This window comes from Lactobacillus mulieris, from assembly GCF_007095465.1.
Taxonomy (GTDB): domain Bacteria; phylum Bacillota; class Bacilli; order Lactobacillales; family Lactobacillaceae; genus Lactobacillus; species Lactobacillus mulieris.
The window spans coordinates 78,647-100,721 of sequence record NZ_SDGL01000003.1 but is presented as its reverse complement, the minus strand read 5'-3'; the positions used below and the strand labels follow the sequence as shown (position 1 = coordinate 100,721).

21 protein-coding genes and 1 other annotated feature are annotated in these 22,075 nt (G+C 33.3%); of the genes, 16 read left to right on the top strand and 5 right to left on the bottom strand.

All coding sequences use genetic code 11. The annotated features are described in order from the left end of the window. Positions 1 to 56 precede the first annotated feature (56 nt). The 3 genes from ETI37_RS01885 to holA are packed head-to-tail and all read left to right on the top strand — an operon-like array spanning position 57 to position 3,928. Positions 57 to 707, top strand: a complete 651-nt coding sequence (locus tag ETI37_RS01885; protein ID WP_006586589.1) for a helix-hairpin-helix domain-containing protein — start codon at positions 57 to 59, stop codon at positions 705 to 707. After that, a complete protein-coding gene (locus tag ETI37_RS01880; protein ID WP_006586590.1) occupies positions 676 to 2,928 on the top strand; it encodes a DNA internalization-related competence protein ComEC/Rec2 in 2,253 nt (750 codons plus the stop codon). The genes ETI37_RS01885 and ETI37_RS01880 overlap by 32 nt, the downstream gene beginning before the upstream one ends. Positions 2,929 to 2,941: 13 nt before the next feature. Next, positions 2,942 to 3,928 carry a DNA polymerase III subunit delta gene (gene holA / locus ETI37_RS01875; RefSeq protein ID WP_006586591.1) on the top strand — a complete coding sequence of 329 codons (987 nt, stop codon included), beginning with the start codon at positions 2,942 to 2,944 and terminating at the stop codon, positions 3,926 to 3,928. A gap of 51 nt (positions 3,929 to 3,979) precedes the next feature. Here the strand turns inward: holA and rpsT are convergent, their stop codons facing one another. Further along, positions 3,980 to 4,231: a 30S ribosomal protein S20 gene (gene rpsT / locus ETI37_RS01870; protein ID WP_006584553.1), complete on the bottom strand. Its 252-nt coding sequence runs from the start codon at positions 4,229 to 4,231 to the stop codon at positions 3,980 to 3,982. A gap of 206 nt (positions 4,232 to 4,437) precedes the next feature. Here rpsT and rpsO point away from each other — a divergent pair, with 206 nt between their 5' ends. The 7 genes from rpsO (at position 4,438) to yihA (ending at position 12,265) form a co-directional block, all read left to right on the top strand. After that, entirely contained in the window at positions 4,438 to 4,707 is a 270-nt protein-coding gene (gene rpsO / locus ETI37_RS01865) for a 30S ribosomal protein S15 (RefSeq protein ID WP_006586592.1), read from the top strand. Between the two features lie 141 nt (positions 4,708 to 4,848). Next, the gene (locus ETI37_RS01860; protein WP_006586593.1) at positions 4,849 to 6,588 is read left to right on the top strand and encodes a ribonuclease J; all 1,740 of its coding nucleotides are present in this window, start codon (positions 4,849 to 4,851) and stop codon (positions 6,586 to 6,588) included. Then, positions 6,581 to 7,414 (top strand): hypothetical protein, encoded by an 834-nt coding sequence (locus tag ETI37_RS01855; RefSeq protein WP_006586594.1) that lies wholly within the window; start codon positions 6,581 to 6,583, stop codon positions 7,412 to 7,414. The genes ETI37_RS01860 and ETI37_RS01855 overlap by 8 nt, the downstream gene beginning before the upstream one ends. A 174-nt stretch (positions 7,415 to 7,588) precedes the next feature. Then, positions 7,589 to 8,779 (top strand): elongation factor Tu, encoded by a 1,191-nt coding sequence (gene tuf, locus ETI37_RS01850; protein WP_006584557.1) that lies wholly within the window; start codon positions 7,589 to 7,591, stop codon positions 8,777 to 8,779. A gap of 201 nt (positions 8,780 to 8,980) precedes the next feature. Next, the gene (gene tig / locus ETI37_RS01845) at positions 8,981 to 10,294 is read left to right on the top strand and encodes a trigger factor (protein ID WP_006586595.1); all 1,314 of its coding nucleotides are present in this window, start codon (positions 8,981 to 8,983) and stop codon (positions 10,292 to 10,294) included. Between the two features lie 113 nt (positions 10,295 to 10,407). Then, positions 10,408 to 11,691 carry an ATP-dependent Clp protease ATP-binding subunit ClpX gene (gene clpX, locus ETI37_RS01840; protein WP_006586596.1) on the top strand — a complete coding sequence of 428 codons (1,284 nt, stop codon included), beginning with the start codon at positions 10,408 to 10,410 and terminating at the stop codon, positions 11,689 to 11,691. Next, a complete protein-coding gene (gene yihA, locus ETI37_RS01835; RefSeq protein ID WP_006586597.1) occupies positions 11,675 to 12,265 on the top strand; it encodes a ribosome biogenesis GTP-binding protein YihA/YsxC in 591 nt (196 codons plus the stop codon). Before clpX ends, yihA begins: the two co-directional genes overlap by 17 nt. A gap of 17 nt (positions 12,266 to 12,282) precedes the next feature. Here yihA and ETI37_RS07840 read toward each other — a convergent pair whose 3' ends face one another. Then, positions 12,283 to 12,423, bottom strand: a complete 141-nt coding sequence (locus ETI37_RS07840) for an SPJ_0845 family protein (RefSeq protein ID WP_006586598.1) — start codon at positions 12,421 to 12,423, stop codon at positions 12,283 to 12,285. A 183-nt stretch (positions 12,424 to 12,606) separates the two neighbouring features. On the opposite strand from ETI37_RS07840, the gene ETI37_RS01830 reads away from it, so the two are divergent. The 5 genes from ETI37_RS01830 (at position 12,607) to ETI37_RS01810 (ending at position 18,103) form a co-directional block, all read left to right on the top strand. After that, positions 12,607 to 13,158, top strand: a complete 552-nt coding sequence (locus ETI37_RS01830; protein ID WP_006586599.1) for a nitroreductase — start codon at positions 12,607 to 12,609, stop codon at positions 13,156 to 13,158. A gap of 412 nt (positions 13,159 to 13,570) precedes the next feature. Beyond that, positions 13,571 to 13,759, top strand: coding sequence for a hypothetical protein (locus tag ETI37_RS01825; protein ID WP_034535745.1), 189 nt, complete (start codon positions 13,571 to 13,573; stop codon positions 13,757 to 13,759). Between the two features lie 83 nt (positions 13,760 to 13,842). Continuing rightward, positions 13,843 to 14,298: a DUF4145 domain-containing protein gene (locus ETI37_RS01820; RefSeq protein ID WP_006586601.1), complete on the top strand. Its 456-nt coding sequence runs from the start codon at positions 13,843 to 13,845 to the stop codon at positions 14,296 to 14,298. 56 nt (positions 14,299 to 14,354) lie between these two features. Beyond that, positions 14,355 to 14,589 (top strand) — a binding site (T-box leader). Positions 14,590 to 14,647: 58 nt separating this feature from the next. Further along, complete coding sequence (asnA, locus tag ETI37_RS01815) at positions 14,648 to 15,655, top strand: aspartate--ammonia ligase (protein ID WP_034535748.1); 1,008 nt, start codon at positions 14,648 to 14,650, stop codon at positions 15,653 to 15,655. 30 nt (positions 15,656 to 15,685) lie between these two features. Beyond that, a complete protein-coding gene (locus ETI37_RS01810; RefSeq protein WP_048595698.1) occupies positions 15,686 to 18,103 on the top strand; it encodes a cation-translocating P-type ATPase in 2,418 nt (805 codons plus the stop codon). Between the two features lie 147 nt (positions 18,104 to 18,250). Here ETI37_RS01810 and ETI37_RS01805 read toward each other — a convergent pair whose 3' ends face one another. The 3 genes from ETI37_RS01805 to ETI37_RS01795 are packed head-to-tail and all read right to left on the bottom strand — an operon-like array spanning position 18,251 to position 20,737. Then, positions 18,251 to 19,066: a PTS system mannose/fructose/sorbose family transporter subunit IID gene (locus tag ETI37_RS01805; RefSeq protein ID WP_185958858.1), complete on the bottom strand. Its 816-nt coding sequence runs from the start codon at positions 19,064 to 19,066 to the stop codon at positions 18,251 to 18,253. Further along, on the bottom strand, positions 19,041 to 19,823 hold the full coding sequence (locus ETI37_RS01800; RefSeq protein WP_006586606.1) for a PTS mannose/fructose/sorbose/N-acetylgalactosamine transporter subunit IIC: 783 nt from the start codon (positions 19,821 to 19,823) through the stop codon (positions 19,041 to 19,043). Before ETI37_RS01800 ends, ETI37_RS01805 begins: the two co-directional genes overlap by 26 nt. Then, entirely contained in the window at positions 19,823 to 20,737 is a 915-nt protein-coding gene (locus ETI37_RS01795; protein WP_143458377.1) for a PTS sugar transporter subunit IIAB, read from the bottom strand. Before ETI37_RS01795 ends, ETI37_RS01800 begins: the two co-directional genes overlap by 1 nt. A 365-nt stretch (positions 20,738 to 21,102) precedes the next feature. On the opposite strand from ETI37_RS01795, the gene ETI37_RS01790 reads away from it, so the two are divergent. Then, positions 21,103 to 21,912, top strand: coding sequence for an AAC(3) family N-acetyltransferase (locus tag ETI37_RS01790; RefSeq protein WP_006586609.1), 810 nt, complete (start codon positions 21,103 to 21,105; stop codon positions 21,910 to 21,912). The last annotated feature ends 163 nt before the right edge of the window (positions 21,913 to 22,075 follow it).

The window sequence follows — 22,075 nt, the reverse complement described above, 5'->3', positions numbered from 1 at the left end:
ACCTTTTTTTGTATTTAATTTCAGAAAAGAAATTTTAATGATTTTGAGGTTAAATAATGATTTTTGAAGAATTTAAAGATTGGATAATTAAGTATAAGGTGTGGGTAATAGTAAGCTTACTAGGAATTGGTATATTAATATTTTGGAAATTTAACAGCAATTCACAAGATGAACTAGTTTCAATAAATTCAACATCTGCCACTTCAGCTAGCCAAAGTAATTCACTATCGTCTTCAGCTGTTTCAAATGTTTCAGCTTCTAAAAATGATAAAGTTACATGTGATATTTCTGGAGCAGTTAAAAATAGTGGTATTTATGCCTTGAAAGCAGGGGCTAGAGTCGCAGATTTGATCCGAGCAGCTGGTGGAGAAACTGCTGAAGCAGATTTGAGTTCTGTTAATAGGGCAATACTTTTAAAAGATCAAGATAAGGTTTATATACCTGTTAAAGGAGAAAATTCACCTCTTGATACAACTGCAAGTCAGCCTTCGTCAACAACAAGTAATAATGGTGGAGAGAAAATTCATTTAAATTCAGCAACTATAGCAGATTTGCAAAAATTAAATGGAGTTGGGCAGAAAAAAGCAGAACAAATCATTGCGTATCGTGAACAAAATGGGCCCTTTAAGAGTGTTGATGACTTAACAAAAGTTTCGGGAATAGGAGAAAAAACACTTGCAGGCTTTAAAGATCAACTTGAGTTATAGTAAAAGACCAGGTTTTTATTTACTAGTTGCTTTTCTTTTAATTAGTTTTAGTTTTCTATTTTTGGAGGCAAAAAATTATTGGCAAGTTGGTGTTGCGATTGCTTTTTGCCTATTTTTTGCTCTGTTATTAATAAAGAAATTTAAAAAGGCTAAACTTATTTTAGCAATTGGCATGTTTTTATTTGGGCTACGTTTATATCAAAGTCTGCAGCTTTATTCATATCAGGGGCAAGTTATTACAATTTATCCAGATCAGATGAAAGTCAATAAAGATTACATCTCAGGAATTGGTCATTTTAAATCTGGTAGAATTTTACTTAGCTTTAAGTCATCATCTTTTATCGAAGCTGCATTAAGGCAAGGTCATAAAGTTCAATTGATTGATATAAAATATGAGATTGGGGAAATTGAGCAAGCTCACAATTTTGGAGAAATAAATTATCGTCATTATTATGTTAGTCAAGGAATTAAAGAGAAAATCCATATTCAAAACTATCAAATCAGGAACACAAACTATAATTTTATGGATTTTTATCATTACTTACGATTTAAACTGGAAAAGTATTTTGCTAGCTTTCCAAGATTACTTGGCTTTTTCGTAAGTGAATTGGTTTTAGGAGAAAATAATAGCGATGATAACCAGCGCATACTAGATAATTATCGAAATTTAGGAGTAATCCATCTTTTAAGTATTTCCGGGCTACATGTTGGAATTTATACTTTTCTTATTTCTACTGTTTGTTATTACTTAAAAGTAACAGAAGATGAAAGTTTTACTATTATTTGCTTTTGTTTGTTATTAGGAATTTTACTTTGTGCGGGACAAGCGGGTTTTGTAAGAAGCTGTTTGACTTATTTTTTAGGTGGCTTACTGAAAAAAAAGGCTTTTCATATCAGTAATTCTGATTTATTAGGATTAACGGCAATTGTTCATTTGGTAATTACTCCAAGATTATTTATGAACATTGGAGCTATTCTAAGTTATGTATTGGTATTAGGGCTTAAAATTGTTAAAAGTGATAATAGTTTTAAACAAGGTGTGTTATTAAATTTAATATTAACACCTCTTCTTTTGTTTAATTTTTATCAGGTAAATGTACTTACAGTGGTTTTTAATATCTTGATTGTCCCGTATTTTAACTTTGTTGTAATGCCATTAACTTTTATTAATATTTTTTTATTTAATAATTTCCTGGTTGTTTCTGAATTATTTGAAAAGATTTTAGAAATTGGAGAAACCATTATCAATAGCTTTGCAAAAACTAATATTGGGATGGTAATATTTGGGAAAATTTCCTGGTGGCAGTGTTTATTTTTACTGGTAATAAGTTTTGGTTACTTAATTTTTAGGTTAGAGAAATTTAAGTTGAAATTACCGGCAATAACATTGATAATTGCATATTTGTTAATTTTTATTAGTATCCATTTTCCTTTACAAGGGCAGGTAACCTTTATTGATGTAGGACAAGGCGATAGCATATTAATAACCACACCAATTTTTAGAAAAAGTTATTTAATTGATACCGGTGGTAAGGTGGTATTTGGAAGTTCAAAACAGAAAAAAAGACCGCAAGTAGAACAAATAACATTGCCATTTTTAAAAGCACAAGGAATTGATCATTTAGATGGAGTGTTCCTTTCACATCAAGATGCAGATCATGTTGGTGACTTGGGGCCTTTATTAGATAAAATTAAAATTGATAAATTATATATGGTTCAAGGCTTGATGAATAACCCTGCTTTTTTAAAGCGGATTGCTGGAAAAGTTCGTAAGTCCCAGATTAAAGAATTACTCGCTGGAGATAGGATAAATGGGGCGATAAAGTTTGATATTGTTTATCCATATCAAGCAGGTTTAGGGAAAAATGAAGATTCACTGTCTTTAACTTTTGAGGTAAATAATAAGCGTTGGCTTTTTACTGGTGATTTAGATCAAGCTGGTGAAGAAATAATTGCGCAAAAAACTCCGATGAAGGTTAATTATTTTAAATTAGGGCATCATGGAAGTAAAACATCGACTTCTGAACATTTCTTGCAAATTATACATCCTGATTTAGTTTTTATTTCTGCTGGCCGAAATAATCGATATCATCATCCAAATCAAGAAACTTTAGCTAAGTTAGATAAAATGGCAATACCATATCTTAGCACGCAAAGATATGGTAGTATTAGTTATCGATATGGTTTTGGAAAAGGCCACTTTGAAACTTTTTTGAGATGAATTTGAGGTAAGAATGTTAATTTCATTATTTAAAAATTCAAATGTTCAAAATAAAAACTTGCTGATTTATGGTGAAGATGCATTTTTGAATGATTATTTGATTAGAGATTATTTGGCGAGTTCTGATTTTGCAGGATTAGATTTGCAAAGAGTTGATTGTGAAAATGATGGGCTTGGCGAGTTACTAGCATCATTGACGGAAGCTAGTTTATTTTCACAACAAAAAATAATTTGGATTAAAAACCCTATTTTTTTAACAGGTAAATCACCTAAAAAGATTCAAGCCGATGTTGAAAAATTAGAAAAAGTTTTTGCTAATTTGAATTTATCTGATGATGTTGTCATTATTCAAGCAAATTATGCCAATTTGGATAAGCGAAAAAAGATAACTAAGTTGAGTTTGTCAGCGTTTAATTCTGTTGCAGTACAATTTAAGCCATACGAAGTTAGTGGGATAATAAAATCAATTATTAAAGACGAAGGATATTCTATTTCACAAAGCACATTACATTTGCTTCTTGAAAGAAGTGATCAAGTAATGGATACGGCATTATCCAATTATTTGAAACTCAAACTAATATCTGATGATAATAAAAAAATCACTTTAGAAGCTGTGCAAAATAATGTTGATTTATCATTGGCTCAAAATATTTTTGAAATATTGTCGTCTGCTTTTAAGAAAAATTATCAAGAAGCCATAGAGAGGCTTGAAGATCAGTTAAGAGAAGGGCAGAATCCTGTTCGTATTTTAGCAGTTTTTGAAAATCAGTTAGAAGTAATATTGTCAGCGAAAATTTTGCTAGCAAGGAGACGTAGTGAAATGGATGTTGGAAAAGAATTAGGTATCCATCCATATCGCGTTAAGTTGGCTAGGCAGACGCAAGCAAGTATTCCTAAAATAAAAAAATTATTGCTAGAAGCGATAAAATTAGATCAAGGTTATAAAAATGGAACTTATCAGGGTGATGAGTTTATTAAGATGTTTTTGCTAGCTATTTAGAAATAAAAAAAGACCAGGAAATTAATCCTGGTCTTTATTGTTTGCTAGAAATTACTTAGCAAGCTTAGCTAAACGACTCTTATCACGGTTAGCCTTGTTCTTGTGGATTAAGCCTTTAGATGCGGCCTTATCCAAAGCACGAGCAGCTGCCTTGTGTAAGTCGGAGGCGTTTTCTGCACCAGCAGCTTGAGCAACCTTAAACTTCTTAACAGCAGTTCTTAATTCGCTCAATTGTGCAGCACGACGCTTGTTAGCGTTAGCTTGAGTCTTAACACGCTTGATAGCTGATTTGATTTGTGGCATGAAATTCACCTCCAATATTTATCTAAAATCACATAAATTGATTATACTTAAGAAAAACTATCCTTGCAAGGTAAATTATGCTTGCTTTTTGAAAAAAATATAGTTATTATTAATTTTGTTGTGAACCATTAACGCTGTTTGCTCGTTTCACCAGCGGCTTACGTTGTTAGTGGCGATTATTTTATTTATAGAAAGGTGTTATTGAAATGTCAATTTCAAAAGCAAGAAAAAACGAATTAATTAAAGAATACGCAACTCACGAAGGTGATACTGGTTCAGTTGAAGTACAAGTTGCAGTTTTAACTGAAGACATTAACAACTTGAACGCTCACTTGAAGGCCCACAAGCAAGACCACCACTCATACGTTGGTTTGCTTAAGAAGATTGGTCACCGTCGTAACTTGCTTCGTTACTTAGCAGAAAACGATATTGAACGTTACCGTACTTTAATTAAAAAGTTAGGTTTACGTCGTTAATATATTCTTTAATGAGAGTCAGCTTATGCTGACTCTTTTTTTCTGCTGTCAAAATTACCGTTCTATGCTAAAATTAAAAAAGACTAGCACGTTTTGATCAAATGATCCTAAAATAAAATATTTATAGAGAAGGAAATATTAATGGCAGATTTTAATATAAAAATTATGATTGTCAGCGGTGTCCGTGAACAAGGAAAGGACATGTTCGCTGTTCAGGTTAATGATGAAATTTTTGTTCTTGATGCAGGTTTAAAATATCCAGATAGTTCATTATTTGGAATTGATGTTGTAATTCCAGACATGGAATTTTTTGATAAATATGGTGATAAAATCGCAGGAATCTTTTTGACTCATGGTCATGCAGATTCAATTGGTGCTTTACCATATATTTTAAGAGGACATGACATTAACATTTTTGGCTCAGAATTAACAATTGAACTAGCTAAGTTAGAAGTTCAACGCGAAAATCATCGTCGAAAAAATCACCTTTTCCATGTGATAGATGCTGAAACTGAGATTGACTTTAGAAATGCTAGTGTTTCATTTTTCCATACAACTCATTCAATTCCAGGTTCACTGGGTATTGTAGTTCACACGCCAGCTGGTGGGGTTGTTTATACTGGTGATTTTAAGTTCGATCCATCTGCTAGTGCACAATACCGTACTGATATGGATCGTTTAGCAGAAATTGCTACTAAAGGTGTTTTAGCCCTTCTAAGTGATTCATCAAATGCTGAAGCAGATTTCCCTAATGCCTCAGAAAAAGAAATTGGCGATTATGTTAGCGAAGTCTTTTCTAATGCTACCGGCAGAATTATTGTGGCAGCTAAAGCTTCTAACTTTACGAGATTGCAACAAGTTTTTGATGCAGCAAAGAAAAATAATAGAAAAGTCTTGTTGACCGGACGTGGAGTAAATAAGATTGTTCAAATTGCGTTAAAACTTGGATACTTACAGGCTGATTCAAAACTGTTTGTTCATTCTAAGGAATTAAAAAAGTATAAAGATAATCAATTGGTAGTATTAGAAACAGGGCGAATGGGAGAGCCACTTCAATCGCTTCAAAAGATGGCAACTAATCGTCATAGAATGGTTTCTATTCATCAAGGTGATTTGGTATTTATTGCAACAACACCTTCACATGCAGTTGAAACAATGGTTGCCCAAACAAGTGATATGGTTTATCGTGCCGGTGGGACTGTAACACAGTTAGCCTACGCAAAACATACTAGTGGACATGCAACTGGTAGAGATTTGCAATTGCTCATTTCTACTTTGAAACCCAAATTCTTAATTCCAGTAATTGGTGAATATAGATTGCTTGAAATACATCGCAATTTAGCTATCGCAACAGGTATGAAGCCAAAAGATATTTATATAACTAAAAACGGTGATTGTTTAAGCTTACAAAAAGGACGGTTTTACTTAACTGATCCAGTACCTGGTGAAGATACAATGATTGATGGTAGCGGTATTGGGGATGTAGGTAATATTGTTTTACGAGATCGTGAAATTTTATCTGATGATGGAATTTTTATTGCAGTTGCTACTATTGATCGTAAGAAGAAAAAGATAATTGCCGAACCAAAAGTAAGCAGTCGTGGTTTTGTTTATATCAAGGCTAATAAAGAATTAATGAACGAATCACGTGAAGTTATTAAAAAAGCAATTACAACTAATTTTGAACATAAAAAATTTGACTGGTCTGAACTAAAAACGGATGTTCGCAATAGTCTTGAAAAGTTTTTATATAAACAAACTAATCGTCGTCCAGTTGTTTTGCCAGTGATTATGGAAGTTAACCAAAATAGACATAGAGCAATGGCTCGTAAGAAAACCGAACACGAACCTAGAAGTAAAAAGGCAGAGAATAATGACTAATTTAAGTCAAAAAAACTTAATTAATTTAGCTAATGAAAGTATTGAGAAAAAAGATTTAGCTCAAGCTGAAGAATATTTAGAAGAAGCTCTAAATTTGGTTTATGATGAAAAAATCGCTAAAAGTTTAATTAAGGTCTATTTGTCAGATAATAAAGAAGGTCAGGCTTATGATTTAGTGAAAGAAGAGCCTGATCTTTTTTCTGATTTAGAGATATTCACTTTATATTTAGAAACGTTAGTGAAAAATAAATTTTATATTGAATTCTTGCAACTAAAAATGTTACTTGATAATCCCAAGTTGAAAGAAGTTTCGCCTGAAACTCCTGAAAAGCAGATAAAAATTATGCGAGCTTTTAAAAAAAGAAAAGTAATTAGACAGCAAGATTATCAAAGCTTATTTAAGTTGGATTTGAATAATTTTGTTAACTTTAGTAAGAGTATTTTATTAGATCCTAGTCAATCGTTTGCCTTACGTTTAGCAATTTGTGAGGACTTAGTAAAACTTAGAATAGACGAGGATATACCAATAATTGTTTTAAATAAAATGACAGATTTCAATCCATCATTAACACAATTATTAGCCAAAAATACTGTATATCAAGAAATTATTAGTTCTATTGGTGATCGATTAAGTAAAAATCCATCGATGTTGCCAACAGTTCTAAGCGAAACTAATTTATTATTGGGAACAATTTATCCTAAAATTGAAGATTTTGTAGATGAGCCCGATTCTTTTAGTAAAGATTTGGTGAATTTTGTCCTAGACAGAAATGGTGGAGAACACCAAGAAATTCTTACAAAAATATATCAAAATATAAGTCATTAAAGATTTTAAATAAAATGGTTTACATTTTCGTGTAATCAGGTATAATCATATAAGGATATTTTCATGAGCAAGAGACTAGTCGATTGCGAATGAAAGTAGTACAATATTCAACAGAGAATTATCCGTTAACTTATCTCAACGGACTTCTTGCAAATTTACAGGAGGGTCATTTTAATGGCAGAAAAAGAACATTACGAAAGAACCAAGCCGCACGTTAACATTGGTACTATCGGACACGTTGACCACGGTAAGACCACTTTAACTGCAGCTATTACTACTGTTTTGGCAAAGCAAGGCTTAGCACAAGCTTCTGATTACTCACAAATCGATGCTGCGCCAGAAGAAAAAGAACGTGGTATCACTATCAACACTGCCCACGTTGAATACGAAACTGAAAACCGTCACTACGCACACATGGATGCCCCAGGTCACGCCGACTACATCAAGAACATGATTACCGGTGCTGCACAAATGGATGGTGCTATCTTAGTTGTTGCTGCAACTGATGGTCCTATGCCACAAACTCGTGAACACATTTTGCTTGCTCGCCAAGTTGGTGTTGAATACATCGTTGTATTCTTGAACAAGTGTGACTTAGTTGACGATCCAGAATTGATCGACTTAGTTGAAATGGAAGTTCGTGACTTGCTATCAGAATACGATTACCCTGGTGACGATGTTCCAGTTATTCGTGGTTCAGCATTGAAGGCTTTACAAGGTGACCCAGAACAAGAAAAGGTTATCTTGGAACTTATGAAGACTGTTGACGAATACATCCCAACTCCAGAACGTCAAACTGACAAGCCATTCTTGATGCCAGTTGAAGACGTATTTACTATCACTGGTCGTGGTACTGTTGCTTCAGGCCGTATCGACCGTGGTCAAGTTAAGGTCGGCGATGAAGTTGAAATCGTTGGTTTAACTGATGATGTTAAGAAGTCAGTTGTTACTGGTTTGGAAATGTTCCACAAGACTTTGGACTTAGGTGAAGCCGGCGATAACGTTGGTGTATTGCTTCGTGGTGTTGACCGTGATGAAGTTGTTCGTGGTCAAGTTTTAGCACAACCAGGTTCAATTCAAACCCACAAGAAGTTTAAGGGTCAAGTTTATGTTTTGAAGAAGGACGAAGGTGGTCGTCACACTCCATTCTTCTCAGACTACCGTCCTCAATTCTACTTCCACACTACTGACGTAACTGGTGCTATTGAATTACCAGAAGGTACTGAAATGGTTATGCCTGGTGACAACACTGAATTTACTGTTGAATTAATCAAGCCAGTTGCCGTAGAAAAGGGTACTAAGTTCACTATTCGTGAAGGTGGACGTACTGTTGGTGCCGGCCAAGTTACTGAAATTCTTGACTAATCCAACGCTTTTAAAGAAATGTACTTGCGTTTGCAAGTACATTTTTTTTATCTAAAATTTGAGATATTTATAAGTTTATTCTACATTTCAACAAGTTTTTTAAGAAAATTTCGCTTAAATTTGAGTTTTAGCGCCATTTAGGGTAAGATAGTTGAGTGTGCAATAGCAAACCCAAATTTGACATCGGAGGTATTGAATTAAATGTCTGCAAAATGGGAAAAAACCGGTAAAACTACTGGTGAATTAACTTTTGAAATTTCACAAGAAGAAATTAAATTAGGTTTAGATCAAGCTTTTAACCGTGTAAAGAAGAACTTACGTGTACCTGGTTTTAGAAAGGGACACGTAAGCCGTGTTATTTTTAACCAATACTACGGTGAAGAAGCACTTTATGAAGATGCTTTAAACTTAGTATTGCCTAACGCTTATACTGCAGCTGTTAAGGAAGCTAAGATTGAAGCTGTTGGTCAACCAAAGATTGAACCAGTTTCAATGGACAAGGATAAGGCTTGGACTATGAAGGCTACTGTATCTGTTAAGCCTGAAGTAGAACTTGGCGATTACAAGGGTATCGAAGTTCCTAAGCAAAACACTCGTGTTTACCAAAAGGACATTGACGCTGAATTAGAAAAGAAGCGTGAACAAAATGCTGAACTTGTTTTAAAGGATGACAAGGCAGCTAAGGGTGACACTGTTACTATCGATTACAAGGGTACTATTGATGGTAAGGCTTTTGATGGTGGTAGTGCAGAAAACTATTCACTTGAACTTGGCTCAAATACCTTTATTCCAGGTTTTGAAGACCAACTTGAAGGCCACAAAGCTGGAGATGAAGTTGACGTTGTTGTAACCTTCCCAGAAGATTACGGTGCAAAGGACTTAGCTGGTAAAGAAGCACACTTTGCAACTAAGTTACATGAAGTTAAGTCAAAAGAACTTCCTAAGTTAGATGACGAGTTTGCTAAAGACGTTGATGATTCAGTTGAAACTCTTGATGAATTAAAGGAAAAGATCAAGAAGCAATTGAAGGAAGATAAAGAAGCTGCAGCACAAGATGCAATCCAAGAAGCAGCAATTACTACTGCAGTTAAGAATGCTAAGATTGACGAAATTCCTGATGCTATGATTCAAGAAGATGTTGATACTCAACTTAACCAATACTTGGGTAACATGCAACGTCAAGGTATTGACCCACAAACTTACTTCAAGTTGACTAACACTACTGAACAACAATTACGTGCTCAACTTTCTACTGATGCTGCTGAAAGAGTTAAAACTAACTTAGTTCTTGAAGCAATTGTTGCTAAGGAAGACTTGAAGGCTGACAAGAAGGAAATTGAACAAGAAATTAAAGATCTTGCAGCTGAATACAACATGGATGAAAAGACTGTTCGCAACACTTTAACTGATGACATGCTTTCACATGATATTGCTGTACGTAAGGCAATGGATCTTATTACTGACAGTGCAAAACAAGTTGGTAAAGCACAACTTGAAAAAGACTCTGACAAGTAATCTTATTTCTTAAAAAGAGCGGCTTTTAGCCGCTTTTTTTCTTGAGAGCAAATTCTAGCCTTTAATTGAACTTTTATGCTAATCTTAGTGTTAACTATAAGAGGAGGAAAAAGATGGCTACAAAATATCCTGATGGAGTTGACGAAATAACCTGTTCTTTTTGTGGTAAGACCCAAGCTCAAGTAAAGAAAATGATAGCAGGTAATGGAGTTTATATTTGTAATGAATGTGTGGCTCTATCAAAAGAGATTATTGATGATGAATTGAAGGCCGATTCATTAAAAGAAACTAAAGACTTGCCCAAGCCTGTCGAAATTAAGAAGCAATTAGATGAATATGTTGTAGGGCAAGATCGAGCTAAAAAAGTTTTGAGTGTTGCTGTTTATAACCACTATAAGCGGATTAATCAAATGGATATTGATGACAGTACAGAATTACAAAAATCCAATATCGCATTGATTGGCCCAACTGGCTCAGGTAAAACTTATTTGGCTCAAACTTTGGCAAAAATTTTAAATGTTCCTTTTGCAATTGCTGATGCAACTACTTTAACTGAAGCTGGTTATGTTGGTGAAGATGTAGAAAATATTTTATTAAAGCTGATTCAAAATGCCGATTATGATATTGAAAGAGCACAAAGGGGAATTATCTATATTGATGAAATTGATAAAATCTCTAAAAAGGCTGAAAATGTTTCAATAACTCGTGATGTATCAGGTGAAGGCGTTCAACAAGCTTTATTAAAGATTCTCGAAGGGACCATCGCCTCTGTGCCGCCTCAGGGCGGCCGTAAGCACCCACAACAAGAATTGATTAAGATTGATACCAAGAATATTTTATTCATCGTTGGTGGGGCTTTTGATGGCATAGAAGGCATTGTAAAATCCCGATTAGGTAAAAAGACTATTGGCTTTGGTGCAGAAAGTAAATTTGATGAATTTGATCATGATGCTGATAGCTGGAATAAGTATTTGACAACAGGTGATTTAGTTAAATTTGGTTTAATTCCTGAATTTATTGGACGAATTCCCGTTATTTCAACTTTGGATAAATTACAAAAAGCTGATTTGATTAGAATTTTAACTGAACCTAAAAATGCTTTAGTTAAGCAGTATCAGAAATTATTTGAGATTGATAAAGTCAATTTGCATTTTAGTGATGGAGCTTTGGAGGCAATTAGTGAACAGGCACTTGAACGGAACATGGGTGCTCGTGGACTTAGAACTATTATTGAAAATGCAATGATGGATACGATGTACACAATTCCGAGCGAAAAAGATGTTGCGAAAGTTGAAATAACTCGTGATGTAATTACTAAACATGCTTCACCACGTATTACCCGTAAAGAAGTTAATAATGATGTAGAAATGGATGGCACGGATGAAGATAATAAGTAGTGAATACAGTGTAAGTGCTGTTCGTGAAGATCAGTATCCTCGCGATATACTTCCTGAAATAGCTCTTGCTGGTCGTTCTAATGTTGGAAAGTCTAGTTTAATTAATAGCTTTCTTAACAGAAAAAATTTAGCCAGAACATCTTCTCAACCTGGTAAAACCCAGACACTTAACTTCTATAAGGTAAATAATAGCTTTTATTTAGTTGATGTTCCTGGATATGGGTATGCGAGAGTTTCAAAAGCACAGCGTGAACAATTTGGTGAAATGATTCAAGATTATCTCGAAACAAGAGGAAATCTTGAAGGCTTGATTATAATAATTGATGCGCGACATGAACCAACTGTAGATGATATAGCAATGTATAATTATGCTTTGTTGTTGGATTTACCTATTTTAGTTGTCGCAACTAAAATGGATAAAATAAAGAAGTCACAATATAACAAAGTCTTTAGTAATTTACGTAAACATTTAGATTTGGATCATGATAATGTTTCAGTCTTAACCTACAGTTCAGAATCTAAATTACATCTTGCTGAATTAAACAAGTGGATAGAAGATAAGATTCGCCTATAAAAAAATGAGTAGCTGAGCTACTCATTTTTTTCATTTGGTTTTTGTTCTGATCCCTTTTTTCCTTTTTGTTTGGCAGTCTTTTTTGGATCGTCAGGGAAAATAGCAAATTGATTAAGCATTTTTTCTAATTCATCTTCTCGCTTGAATGTTAAACCCATTTATATCGCTCCTTTGTTCTAATTGTCTTTATAGTATAAAATGAAACTGTAGTTTGTAAAGTAAAAAGAAAAGAGTATGTTATGGAAACTAAACAGGCAATTGAAAATAGACATAGTGTTCGAGTTTTTACCAATAAAGATATTGAAATTAACAAATAAAAAAAATTAGTAGAATTAGCTCAAATGGCTCCATCTTGGGTTGATAGTCAGCCATGGAAGATTTATCTTGCAAAAGGCAAAACTTTAGAGAAATTAAAGACTTTGCACTTAGAAAATAGTATGGCTGGTAAAATTACTGCTTCTGAATGGCCACCAATGCATCGGATAAATTGGGATGAATTTCCAAGAGATAATATGGCAAAACTCAATTTAAGTCGTACAGCTTTTTTAACTAAGGATGAGCTAGACTCAGGTTGGACAAAAGTACAGCAAAATTTATATTATGCTCCAGCTGTCTTTTATTTAACTATTCCCAAAAATAGTAGCAATTGGTCAATTTATGATTTAGGATCTTTTTCTCAGACTTTACTGCTTGCTGCAACAGATATGGGGTTAGGGAGCATGGTAGCATATGAATTTGTTAAATATCCTGATGAAATAAGACAAGTATTACCAATTCCGGAAAAAGAAGCAATTGCAGTCGGAATTGCAGTGGGTTATGAAGCGAAAAACCATATCAATAACTTTAAATCAGAGCGACTATCTTTAGATAAGGTTTTACAAATTTTTGATTAGCAAGTTTAATAAATCTTAAATACAAAATAATATAGAAAATTATTGCATATTAAAGCACTTTTATATTGCACTATATTATATAAAAGCGTATTATTATATACGGCCTTAGGGCCGGATTATATCAAAGATTCCTATTTTGATTATAATCACTCCTGAAACTTTTTATTTTAAAAGTTAAAACTCTTTTTTCATGTGTTTGTTCATAATAATTATAAAAAGATATATTCTAATTTGAATATATCTTTTTTGTTTACTACATAGTTAAGAATTTATAAAGATATAGATTTATTTTAAATTTATCTTTCTGAAAGCGATTTCTGATATATAATTAATATATGAATAGCTGGTTCAGTATTTGGACTAGTTAATAATTGGGGGAAGAATTACTATTCATTATTTTGGAGGAATGAAAATGGCAACATCTGAAGCACAAAAGCGTGCAAACCAGAAGTGGCGCTCACATCATAAGGACAAGCAACAAATTTATAATCATCGGTCTACTGCAAAACGATTTGTTAAATTATATGCAAATTCACATGACTTAGATGTTTTAGATGAAATGATAAAAGAGCGACGTAGTGAATTGGAGAAGTTAGGGTAAGCCTAACTTTTATTTTCTCCATTTTAGTAAGCGGTTACATATTTTGGTATAATATATCTGAGATGCTAAAAAGGAGAAGAAATATGAAAGAATTTAATTTTGATTTTGTAAAAAAATCGCACTTATTAGAAAAAGTAAATCCACAAATATCTAAAATTTTTAATTTTTATAAGAATAAGCAATATAATGAGATGGTTTTTAATATTAGACGTGATGTTGAAAAGTTAGCCACTTTATTAGTTGAACAGGCACATTTAGTATCAGATGAGAATCGAGGTTTTGGTTTAAGTGAAAAAATTAAAACTTTGCGTCAAAATGCTATTTATCCAGCAACAATTATGCGGTTATTTGATCGATTGAGAACTTATGGGAGTATAGCTGTTCACTCAAGTATGAACATTGATGAATATACAGCGCAACTTGCCTTACAAAACTATCACGATTTACTTGTCTTTCTTGCTAATTATCATGATGGATTAAATGCGAGGTATGCAGATATTTTATTAAAACGAGTACAGAGAAAAAAAGTTACAGCATAATACTTGCATTTTAAATTAATGCGTGATTAAATATTTGATAAATAAATGAACAATAATTAAAAGCTAAAAGACGAGTAGATTAATTCATTCTTACAGTGAGCTGACAGCTAGTGGAAAGTTAGCAGACCCTGAATTTTTTGAAAAACACTTTTTCATGCTGCGAGGTCGAATTCAGTAGGCCAAGACGTAATCCCCAACGTTATCTCGGGACAGATGTGATTGCATCTGATTTAGAGTGGTCATTGTTTGACAAGTTGGGTGGTACCGCGGAAAGAGCCTTTCGTCCCTTATACAATTGGGGATGGAAGGCTCTTTTTCATTCCAAATTTATATTTTAGGAGAAATAATTATGAAGACATTTATTCCCACTGATTACAAGGCAACACGTAGTTTAAGAGAAACAGAAGAAGCAATTCGTGATATTAGAGATATCTTTCAGATTGAATTAGCTGAAAAGTTGAATTTACTTCGAGTTACAGCTCCTTTGTTTGTTAAAAAATCATCTGGTTTCAACGATAATTTGAATGGTGTTGAACGTCCAGTTGCGTTTGAAACTAAAGAAGAACCTGATGAAGATTTGCAAATTGTTCATTCACTTGCTAAATGGAAAAGATTCGCTTTAAAGCGATATGGCTTTAAAATGGGTGAAGGTCTTTTCACTAACATGAATGCAATTCGTCGAGATGAGGATACAGATAATCTACATTCAATTTATGTTGATCAATGGGATTGGGAAAAAATTATTGCTAAAGAAGATCGGACAACTGAGTTCTTGAAGAAGACTGTTAAAGATATTTATTCGGCAATGAAAATAACTGGTAAGAAGGTTGCTAAAAAATATGGAGATGTTTTTGAATTTCCAGAAGATATTTATTTTGTAACTAGTGAAGAATTAGAAGCTCGTTGGCCAGAACTTACTGCTAAAGAACGTGAAGATAGAATTTGTGAAGAATATAAAGCTGTGTTTGTTATGCATATTGGTGGTAAGTTACCATTGTCTGGTGAACCACATGACCTTCGAGCACCAGATTATGATGATTGGAAATTAAATGGTGATTTGTTATTTTGGAACCCAGTTCTAAAATGTGCATTTGAAGTTTCTTCAATGGGAATTAGAGTTGATGAAGAAGTTTTGAAACGCCAGCTTACTCTAACTGATACTTTAGATAGATTAGAATTGCCATTCCATAAAATGCTAATGGATGGCGAATTACCTTACACAATTGGTGGAGGAATTGGTCAATCCAGATTTTGTATGTTGCTTTTGAAAAAAGCTCATATTGGTGAAGTACAAGTTAGTGTATGGCCTGAAGAAACAATAAAAGAATGTGAGGCAGGTGGCATACACCTACTTTAATCCTAGAACATGATATAATTATCTAAAATCATGTTTAAGGAGAACAAGATGGCAGCGAAGCAACATATAGATTTGGATATTGGGTTAACTACTCCTGAAGTTAGTAAGAGAATAAAGCAAGGATTAGTTAATGAGGCAACTGATAATCAGTTTAAGTCTAATTGGCAAATTATTGCCGAAAATACTTTTACTTACTTTAATTTGATTTTTGCGATTTTGGCTGGATTGTTAATAGTAGTTGGCTCTTATCGTGATTTATCTTTTTTGCCAGTAATCATTGCTAATACTATCATTGGGATAGTTCAGGAAATCCGTGCAAAGCATGTTTTATCCAAATTGACAGTAATGAATGAAGCTGAAGTTCTTGTTATTCGCGATGGGAAAAAAATACGACAACCAATTGAAAAATTAGTGCAAGATGATGTTGTTATTTTGACAACAGGTGATCAAATTCCTGCTGATGGTAGAGTTTTAGCTTGTGAAGCAAGAGTTAATGAAGCATTGCTTACAGGTGAAGCTGATGAAATTAAGAAAACTATTGGTTCAGAGTTGATGTCTGGAAGCTTCCTAGTTTCTGGGGAGATTTATATGCAACTAGAAAAAGTTGGTAATGAATCTTATATAGCTAAATTAACTCTCGAAGCTAAGGCTATGAAATCAGTTGAGCAAAGTGAAATGGTTCGTTCCATTAATAAAATTATCAAGTGGGTTGGTATCATTATTATTCCTTTGGGGATAGCACTATTTTCTCAAAGTTATTTCCTCAATCATGCTGGTTTAGCAGAAAGTATTACTTCTATGGAAGCTGCAATTATTGGAATGATTCCAGAGGGGTTATACTTATTGACTACCATTGCATTGGCTATGGCTGCAACAAGGTTAGCACGAAGACGGGTAATGCTACATAATATGAAAAGTGTGGAAACTTTAGCCCGAGTAAATGTTCTTTGTGTAGATAAAACTGGGACAATTACTGAACCGGTCATGACAGTACAAAAAGCAATTACCAGTAATAATGTAACAAATAGTGATTTAAATAAATACTTAGCTGACTTTTCTGGTAATATGCCAGTTGATAATGAAACAATGAAGGCAGTAAGTGAAAAATTTAAGACACGCTTGTTTCAAAAAGCTAAGCTGATTGTTCCGTTTACTTCTGTGAATAAATATTCCGCAGCAGTTTTTGAAGAATATAGTTTAGTATTGGGCGCTCCAGAAATGGTGTTGCGAGCTGATTTTGAAAAGTATCTTCCAGAATTTCAATCATATGTTGAATCTGGATATCGAGTAGTAGTTTTTGCTAAATATCCCAAAGAAATTTCTGAAAACTCTCCTTTAACAGAATCTGTATCTGTATTGGGTTATATTTTAATTAATAATCCTATCCGCAAAGAGGCGCCAGCAACTTTTAAATATTTTGCAAAACAAGGCGTTGATATTAAAGTGATTTCAGGTGATAATCCTGTTACAGTTTCTCGAGTAGCTAGAGAAGCAGGAATTAGAAATTCTGAGAAATATATAGATTTATCAAAATTTAATGGTGAATATAAAGATGCAGTAAAAGAATACACTGTATTTGGGAGAGTTAAGCCTGACCAAAAAAAGAAGTTGATTTTAGCACTTAAAGAAGTTGGCAAAACTGTTGCTATGACAGGTGATGGAGTCAATGATATTTTAGCAATGAAAGAAGCAGATTGTTCTATTGCCATGGCTTCAGGTAATTCTGCAGCTGTGCAAGCTTCCCAAGTAGTGTTGCTTGATTCTAATTTTGCAAAAATGCCAGATGTTGTTAATGAAGGTAGACGAGTTGTTAATAATATTGAACGAAGTGCGAGCCTATTTCTTGTTAAAAATATCTTTTCATTTTTAATGTCAATAATTTCATTAATGTTGACCGTAAATTATCCTTTGCGTCCATCACAGATAACGTTGATTAGTGCCTTTACAATTGGCCTGCCGTCATTTTTATTGGCTTTAGAGAGTAATCATAATATTATTCGTGGTAATTTTATTGCCAATGTTTTATCTAAATCAATTCCAGGGGGCTTAACAGATATGTTGGCCGTTTGGGTTTTGATTGCAGCTAATATGGCACTAGATTTAGGACATAAAGACTTATCGACTACTGCAACTATGGTATTAGTTGCTGTGGGGATGATGGTTTTATATCACATTTCTGAACAATTCAGGTTAGGGGTAATGGTTATAGCTTTCTTTACAATTGTTGTATCGATTGTATTCTTCCATCATTTCTTCGCACTAACCATGATTTCAGGTAGATCTATATTCTTATTAGTTGTTTTGTTCTTTGCAGAAGTTTCAATCTTTAGATGGCTATCGGCAATAGCTGATGGCATGGCTGAAGTAGGAGCAACTTTAGTACAAAATGGGCGAGAAACAACTTTTGCACAGGTAAAGGCAGCTTATAAGCGAGGGAAAAATAATTAATAGAATATTTTGTTGGAAAGTGTCTAGAAAAACTAACTTTTAATAAAAGTTGAAAATAAAAAAAGTTGATATATCAAGGTTTTATATAACCAAGATTATCAACTTTTTTGCGTTATAGAAGCTTTTTCGCAGCTCTTTTATCAAAAACTATGCTCCTAAGATGTGAAAATAACTTAAAACAATTCCTAAAACTAATACAAATAAAATTACTTTTGTAGAAGTCATCTTTTTTCTACCTAAAAGCCAGTAAACAAATGCCACTAATAATACAGGAATTAGAGAAGGCATAATTTGATTTAAAACAGTTTGTAATTTTAAGGTTACTTTTCCCGCTGAAAAGACAAACGGAACATCTGCTTTAATTACCGTTGGAATTAATGCGCCAACAACTGTTACACCAAGCAAAATTGCGGAGTCTGTAACGGCATTTAACTTCCCTTCGGCTGAATTAATTAATTTTTCTCCTTGGTAGTAACCCATTGGTAAAATTGCAAATCTTGCAAATAAAATAAAAATATTTACCAATAACCAGATAATAGCTCCTAAAGCATTTCCCTTTAAGCCCATGTATGCTCCAATTGAACCACAAATAGTTGGGATGATTACTCCAAATATTGTATCCCCAACACCTGCAAGTGGACCCATTAGTCCAGTTTTAATACCAGCAACAGTTTCTTTTGCTTTGTAACCTTGATGTTCTTCAATTGCTAAATCCATTCCGATAATAAATGGGCCAGTAAAAGCATTCGTATTAAAAAATTGAGAATGCATTTTCATCATGTCTACAAGTTCGTCATCTTGATAGAATCTTTTTAAAAATGGTAATACAGTATAGAAATATCCTGGTGCCATCATTTTTTCATAGTTCCAAGATAATTGACTTGCCCAAAGCCAGCGCCAATTTGCTTGAAATAAATCTTTTTTTGTTAATTTAGTATTAGTCTTCATATTCACCCTCCGCATTTTCATAACTTGTAGTGTTTGTTTGCATTGTAGGGGTATTTTCTCGTTTGTAATTCAAAATTGCTAGTGCAGCACCAAGTAAAGCTACACCTAGCATTGGCATTTTTAGATAGGCTGCAGCTAAGAAACCAATTATCAAATATGAAATAAATTTTTTTGTTGGTAAGTAGCGTAATAAAATGGCAATCCCTACAACTGGCAAAATTCCACCAGAAACTTTGAGTCCATTTGTTAACCAAACTGGAACAACACGTAAAATAGTTTTGACAACGTCATTGCCGATTACTAATAAAATAAAGACAGGAATAGCTCTAGATAATCCCCAAGCTAGAAAGCCTAAGTATGCATTGCGACTTGCTACTTTTGTATTGTTATTTTTGATGGCTTGCTCCATTTTATGTTGAAAAATTGTATTAAAAAAACGTGCTAAAACATCAAGTTGTACCATTAATAAGCCAACTGGAACTGCTAGTCCAATGGCAAATTGAGTACCTTTGTTTGTTAAAACAGCATAAACTGTTCCTACTATTGCACCTGTCATAAAATCAGGCATACTTGCTCCACCATATGTTGAAACACCGAGAACCATTAATTGTAGTGTTGAGCCAACAACTAGACCTGTTTTTATGTCTCCCATTATAATTCCGGAAATCATTCCAATTAAAAGAGGGGAGTTAATTGTTACTAAAGTAAGCTGATCTAATATCATCCAAAAAGCTAAGGCTGTTAATAGAATAATTTGCCACCATGCAATCATTAATTTTGTCCTCCAGTTTCGTTACTTTTAAGTAAGTTCATAAAATCTTCTCGTGCTTCACTAGGTATCATTTGATGATATATAGTTAGTCCTTTGTCTGCTAAGTATTTAAAATCAGCAATATCACTGACTGTTACGGCAACACTTTTTGCGACTTGCTGAGATCCTTCTTTGGTTGACATATTACCAACATTGATTTCTGGTAACTTAAGTCCCAAATCAACTAGTTGCTTTAAAATCGCAGGTCTTTTTACTAAAATTAAAACTGTTTGCCCCTGATATTGTCCTTGCTTGATTCTTTTAGCTGCACCTGCAGCTGTTAGGATACTTAAATGAATACCATTAGGGCAAGCTGTTTTAAGAGCAGTTTTTTGAATGGGACTTTTAACAATTTGATCATCAATTACCATTAACCTTGTTAGTTTTAAAGCATTAGTCCACATAGTCGCAACTTGTCCATGAATTAAACGTTCATCAATTCGGACAAACATAGCAGTTTTTTGAGTTGTACTTTTAGTTATAGTGCTAACCTTGTTTTTTTCTTCCGGCTTTTTTTCTCCTAATAAGCCACTTGTTTGTGCTACTTGTTTATATGCATCAGAGAATGGCGTTCCACTTGCAACTGCCAAAAGTAAGGAAAAAGATAAACCTGTATATATCTTTACTTCTGGATGTTGGGCTTGAAACCTAATTGCAGTATTTGCCGGAGTTCCTCCAGTAAAATCTACAATAATTGCATCTAATTTTGTAAATGTTTGTGCTGCAACTTCGATTTCTTTAAGTAAATCATCCTGATTCATGGTTTGCTTAAATTCAATTGCTTTTATATTTTTTAACTGGCCAAGAATCATTTCACAACTGCTTAAAGTTGCCTTGGCGTAGCTTCCATGACTAATTAATAATAAATTAGGCATATTTTCGCCTCCAAAATCAATCTGTTACTGATTATATACTAATAGCTAGAAAAAGCTAACCAATTTTTCAATTATTGACATAAACCGTATGATAAATTAGCATAAATTATGACTAGACCAATTTTTGAAACCTTGAAGTTATTAGTTTGTAATCGCTTTACAAACTAAAGATATATAATTGAGAAAAAAGCACTTTGGTATAAACCACTTTTTAGTGTTTTAGGGTGCAGACTGGTAAAATAAAATCAGATAAATTTTACAAGAAGGTATACATTTTTATTTATATTGGATTTTTACAAGAAAACCGTACTTTTTGCCAAAGTATTCTTAAAAAGTAAATATTTTCTAACAGCAGAGGAAAAATTATGGAAGAAGATAGAGAATTAATTTATTCTGATACAGATTTAGCCCAGTCGTTAAGAGAAATGGGAATAAGTTCTACTGACACTTTGTTAGTAAATTTACGGATGTCTGCACTGGGAATTTTTCCAGGGAAACAACAGTCTCTTTTTTCCGCTCTGAAGTTATTAGTTAAAGATGGCAATATTATTTTGCCAAGTTTTAGCTTACATTTGAAAGAACCACAAGTTAGGGCAGAGTTAAAAGAAAAAATTATGAAAAAAATGCCAGCATTTGATTCTGAAGCTACTCCTGTGACGGGGTTAGATTCTTTTATGGAATACTTTCGAATGCAAAAGGAAGTTTTGCGTGACAATCATCCAATTTATTCTTTTTCAGCATGGGGAAAAGACAAAGAAACAATTGTAAAGGCCCATACTTTTGATTTGCCATTTGGAAAACAAGGGGTTTTAGGACGTTTACTGAGATTGAATGCCAAAGTGGTGTGTTTAGGTACAAATTTTGAAACATGTTTAGCACCTTACTTGGCAGAATCAGAAATATCACGACCTCTAATTCAAGAAAAAGCCCCTGTATTAATTGCAGGTGAAAAAGTTTGGGTAAGCTTTAATAATGTGGAATTAAATAAATATCATGATTATGAAGATTTAGGAACTCATTTTTTACAAAAATATCCTGTTAAGATTGCAAATTTACCTGCAGGTCAGATTTTGATTTTTAATTTACAGGACTTTGTTAATTTTGCTTGTGATTGGTATCAAAAAAAAGATCGAGTTCATTTGCTTAATGCTGGTTGGAAAGGGCCAGAAATTTAGTATAAGAAGCGTATCTTTGGACATTGAAAGCGAAAACATGATAGGATAATTATAGATATATAAAAAGGGTGGGCTGTTTATGGCAATTATTTTAACTTCTGTCTTTGTCGTTTTCGTTTTGGTTTGTGCATATATCTTTTCACATCATATTATTATTCAAGAT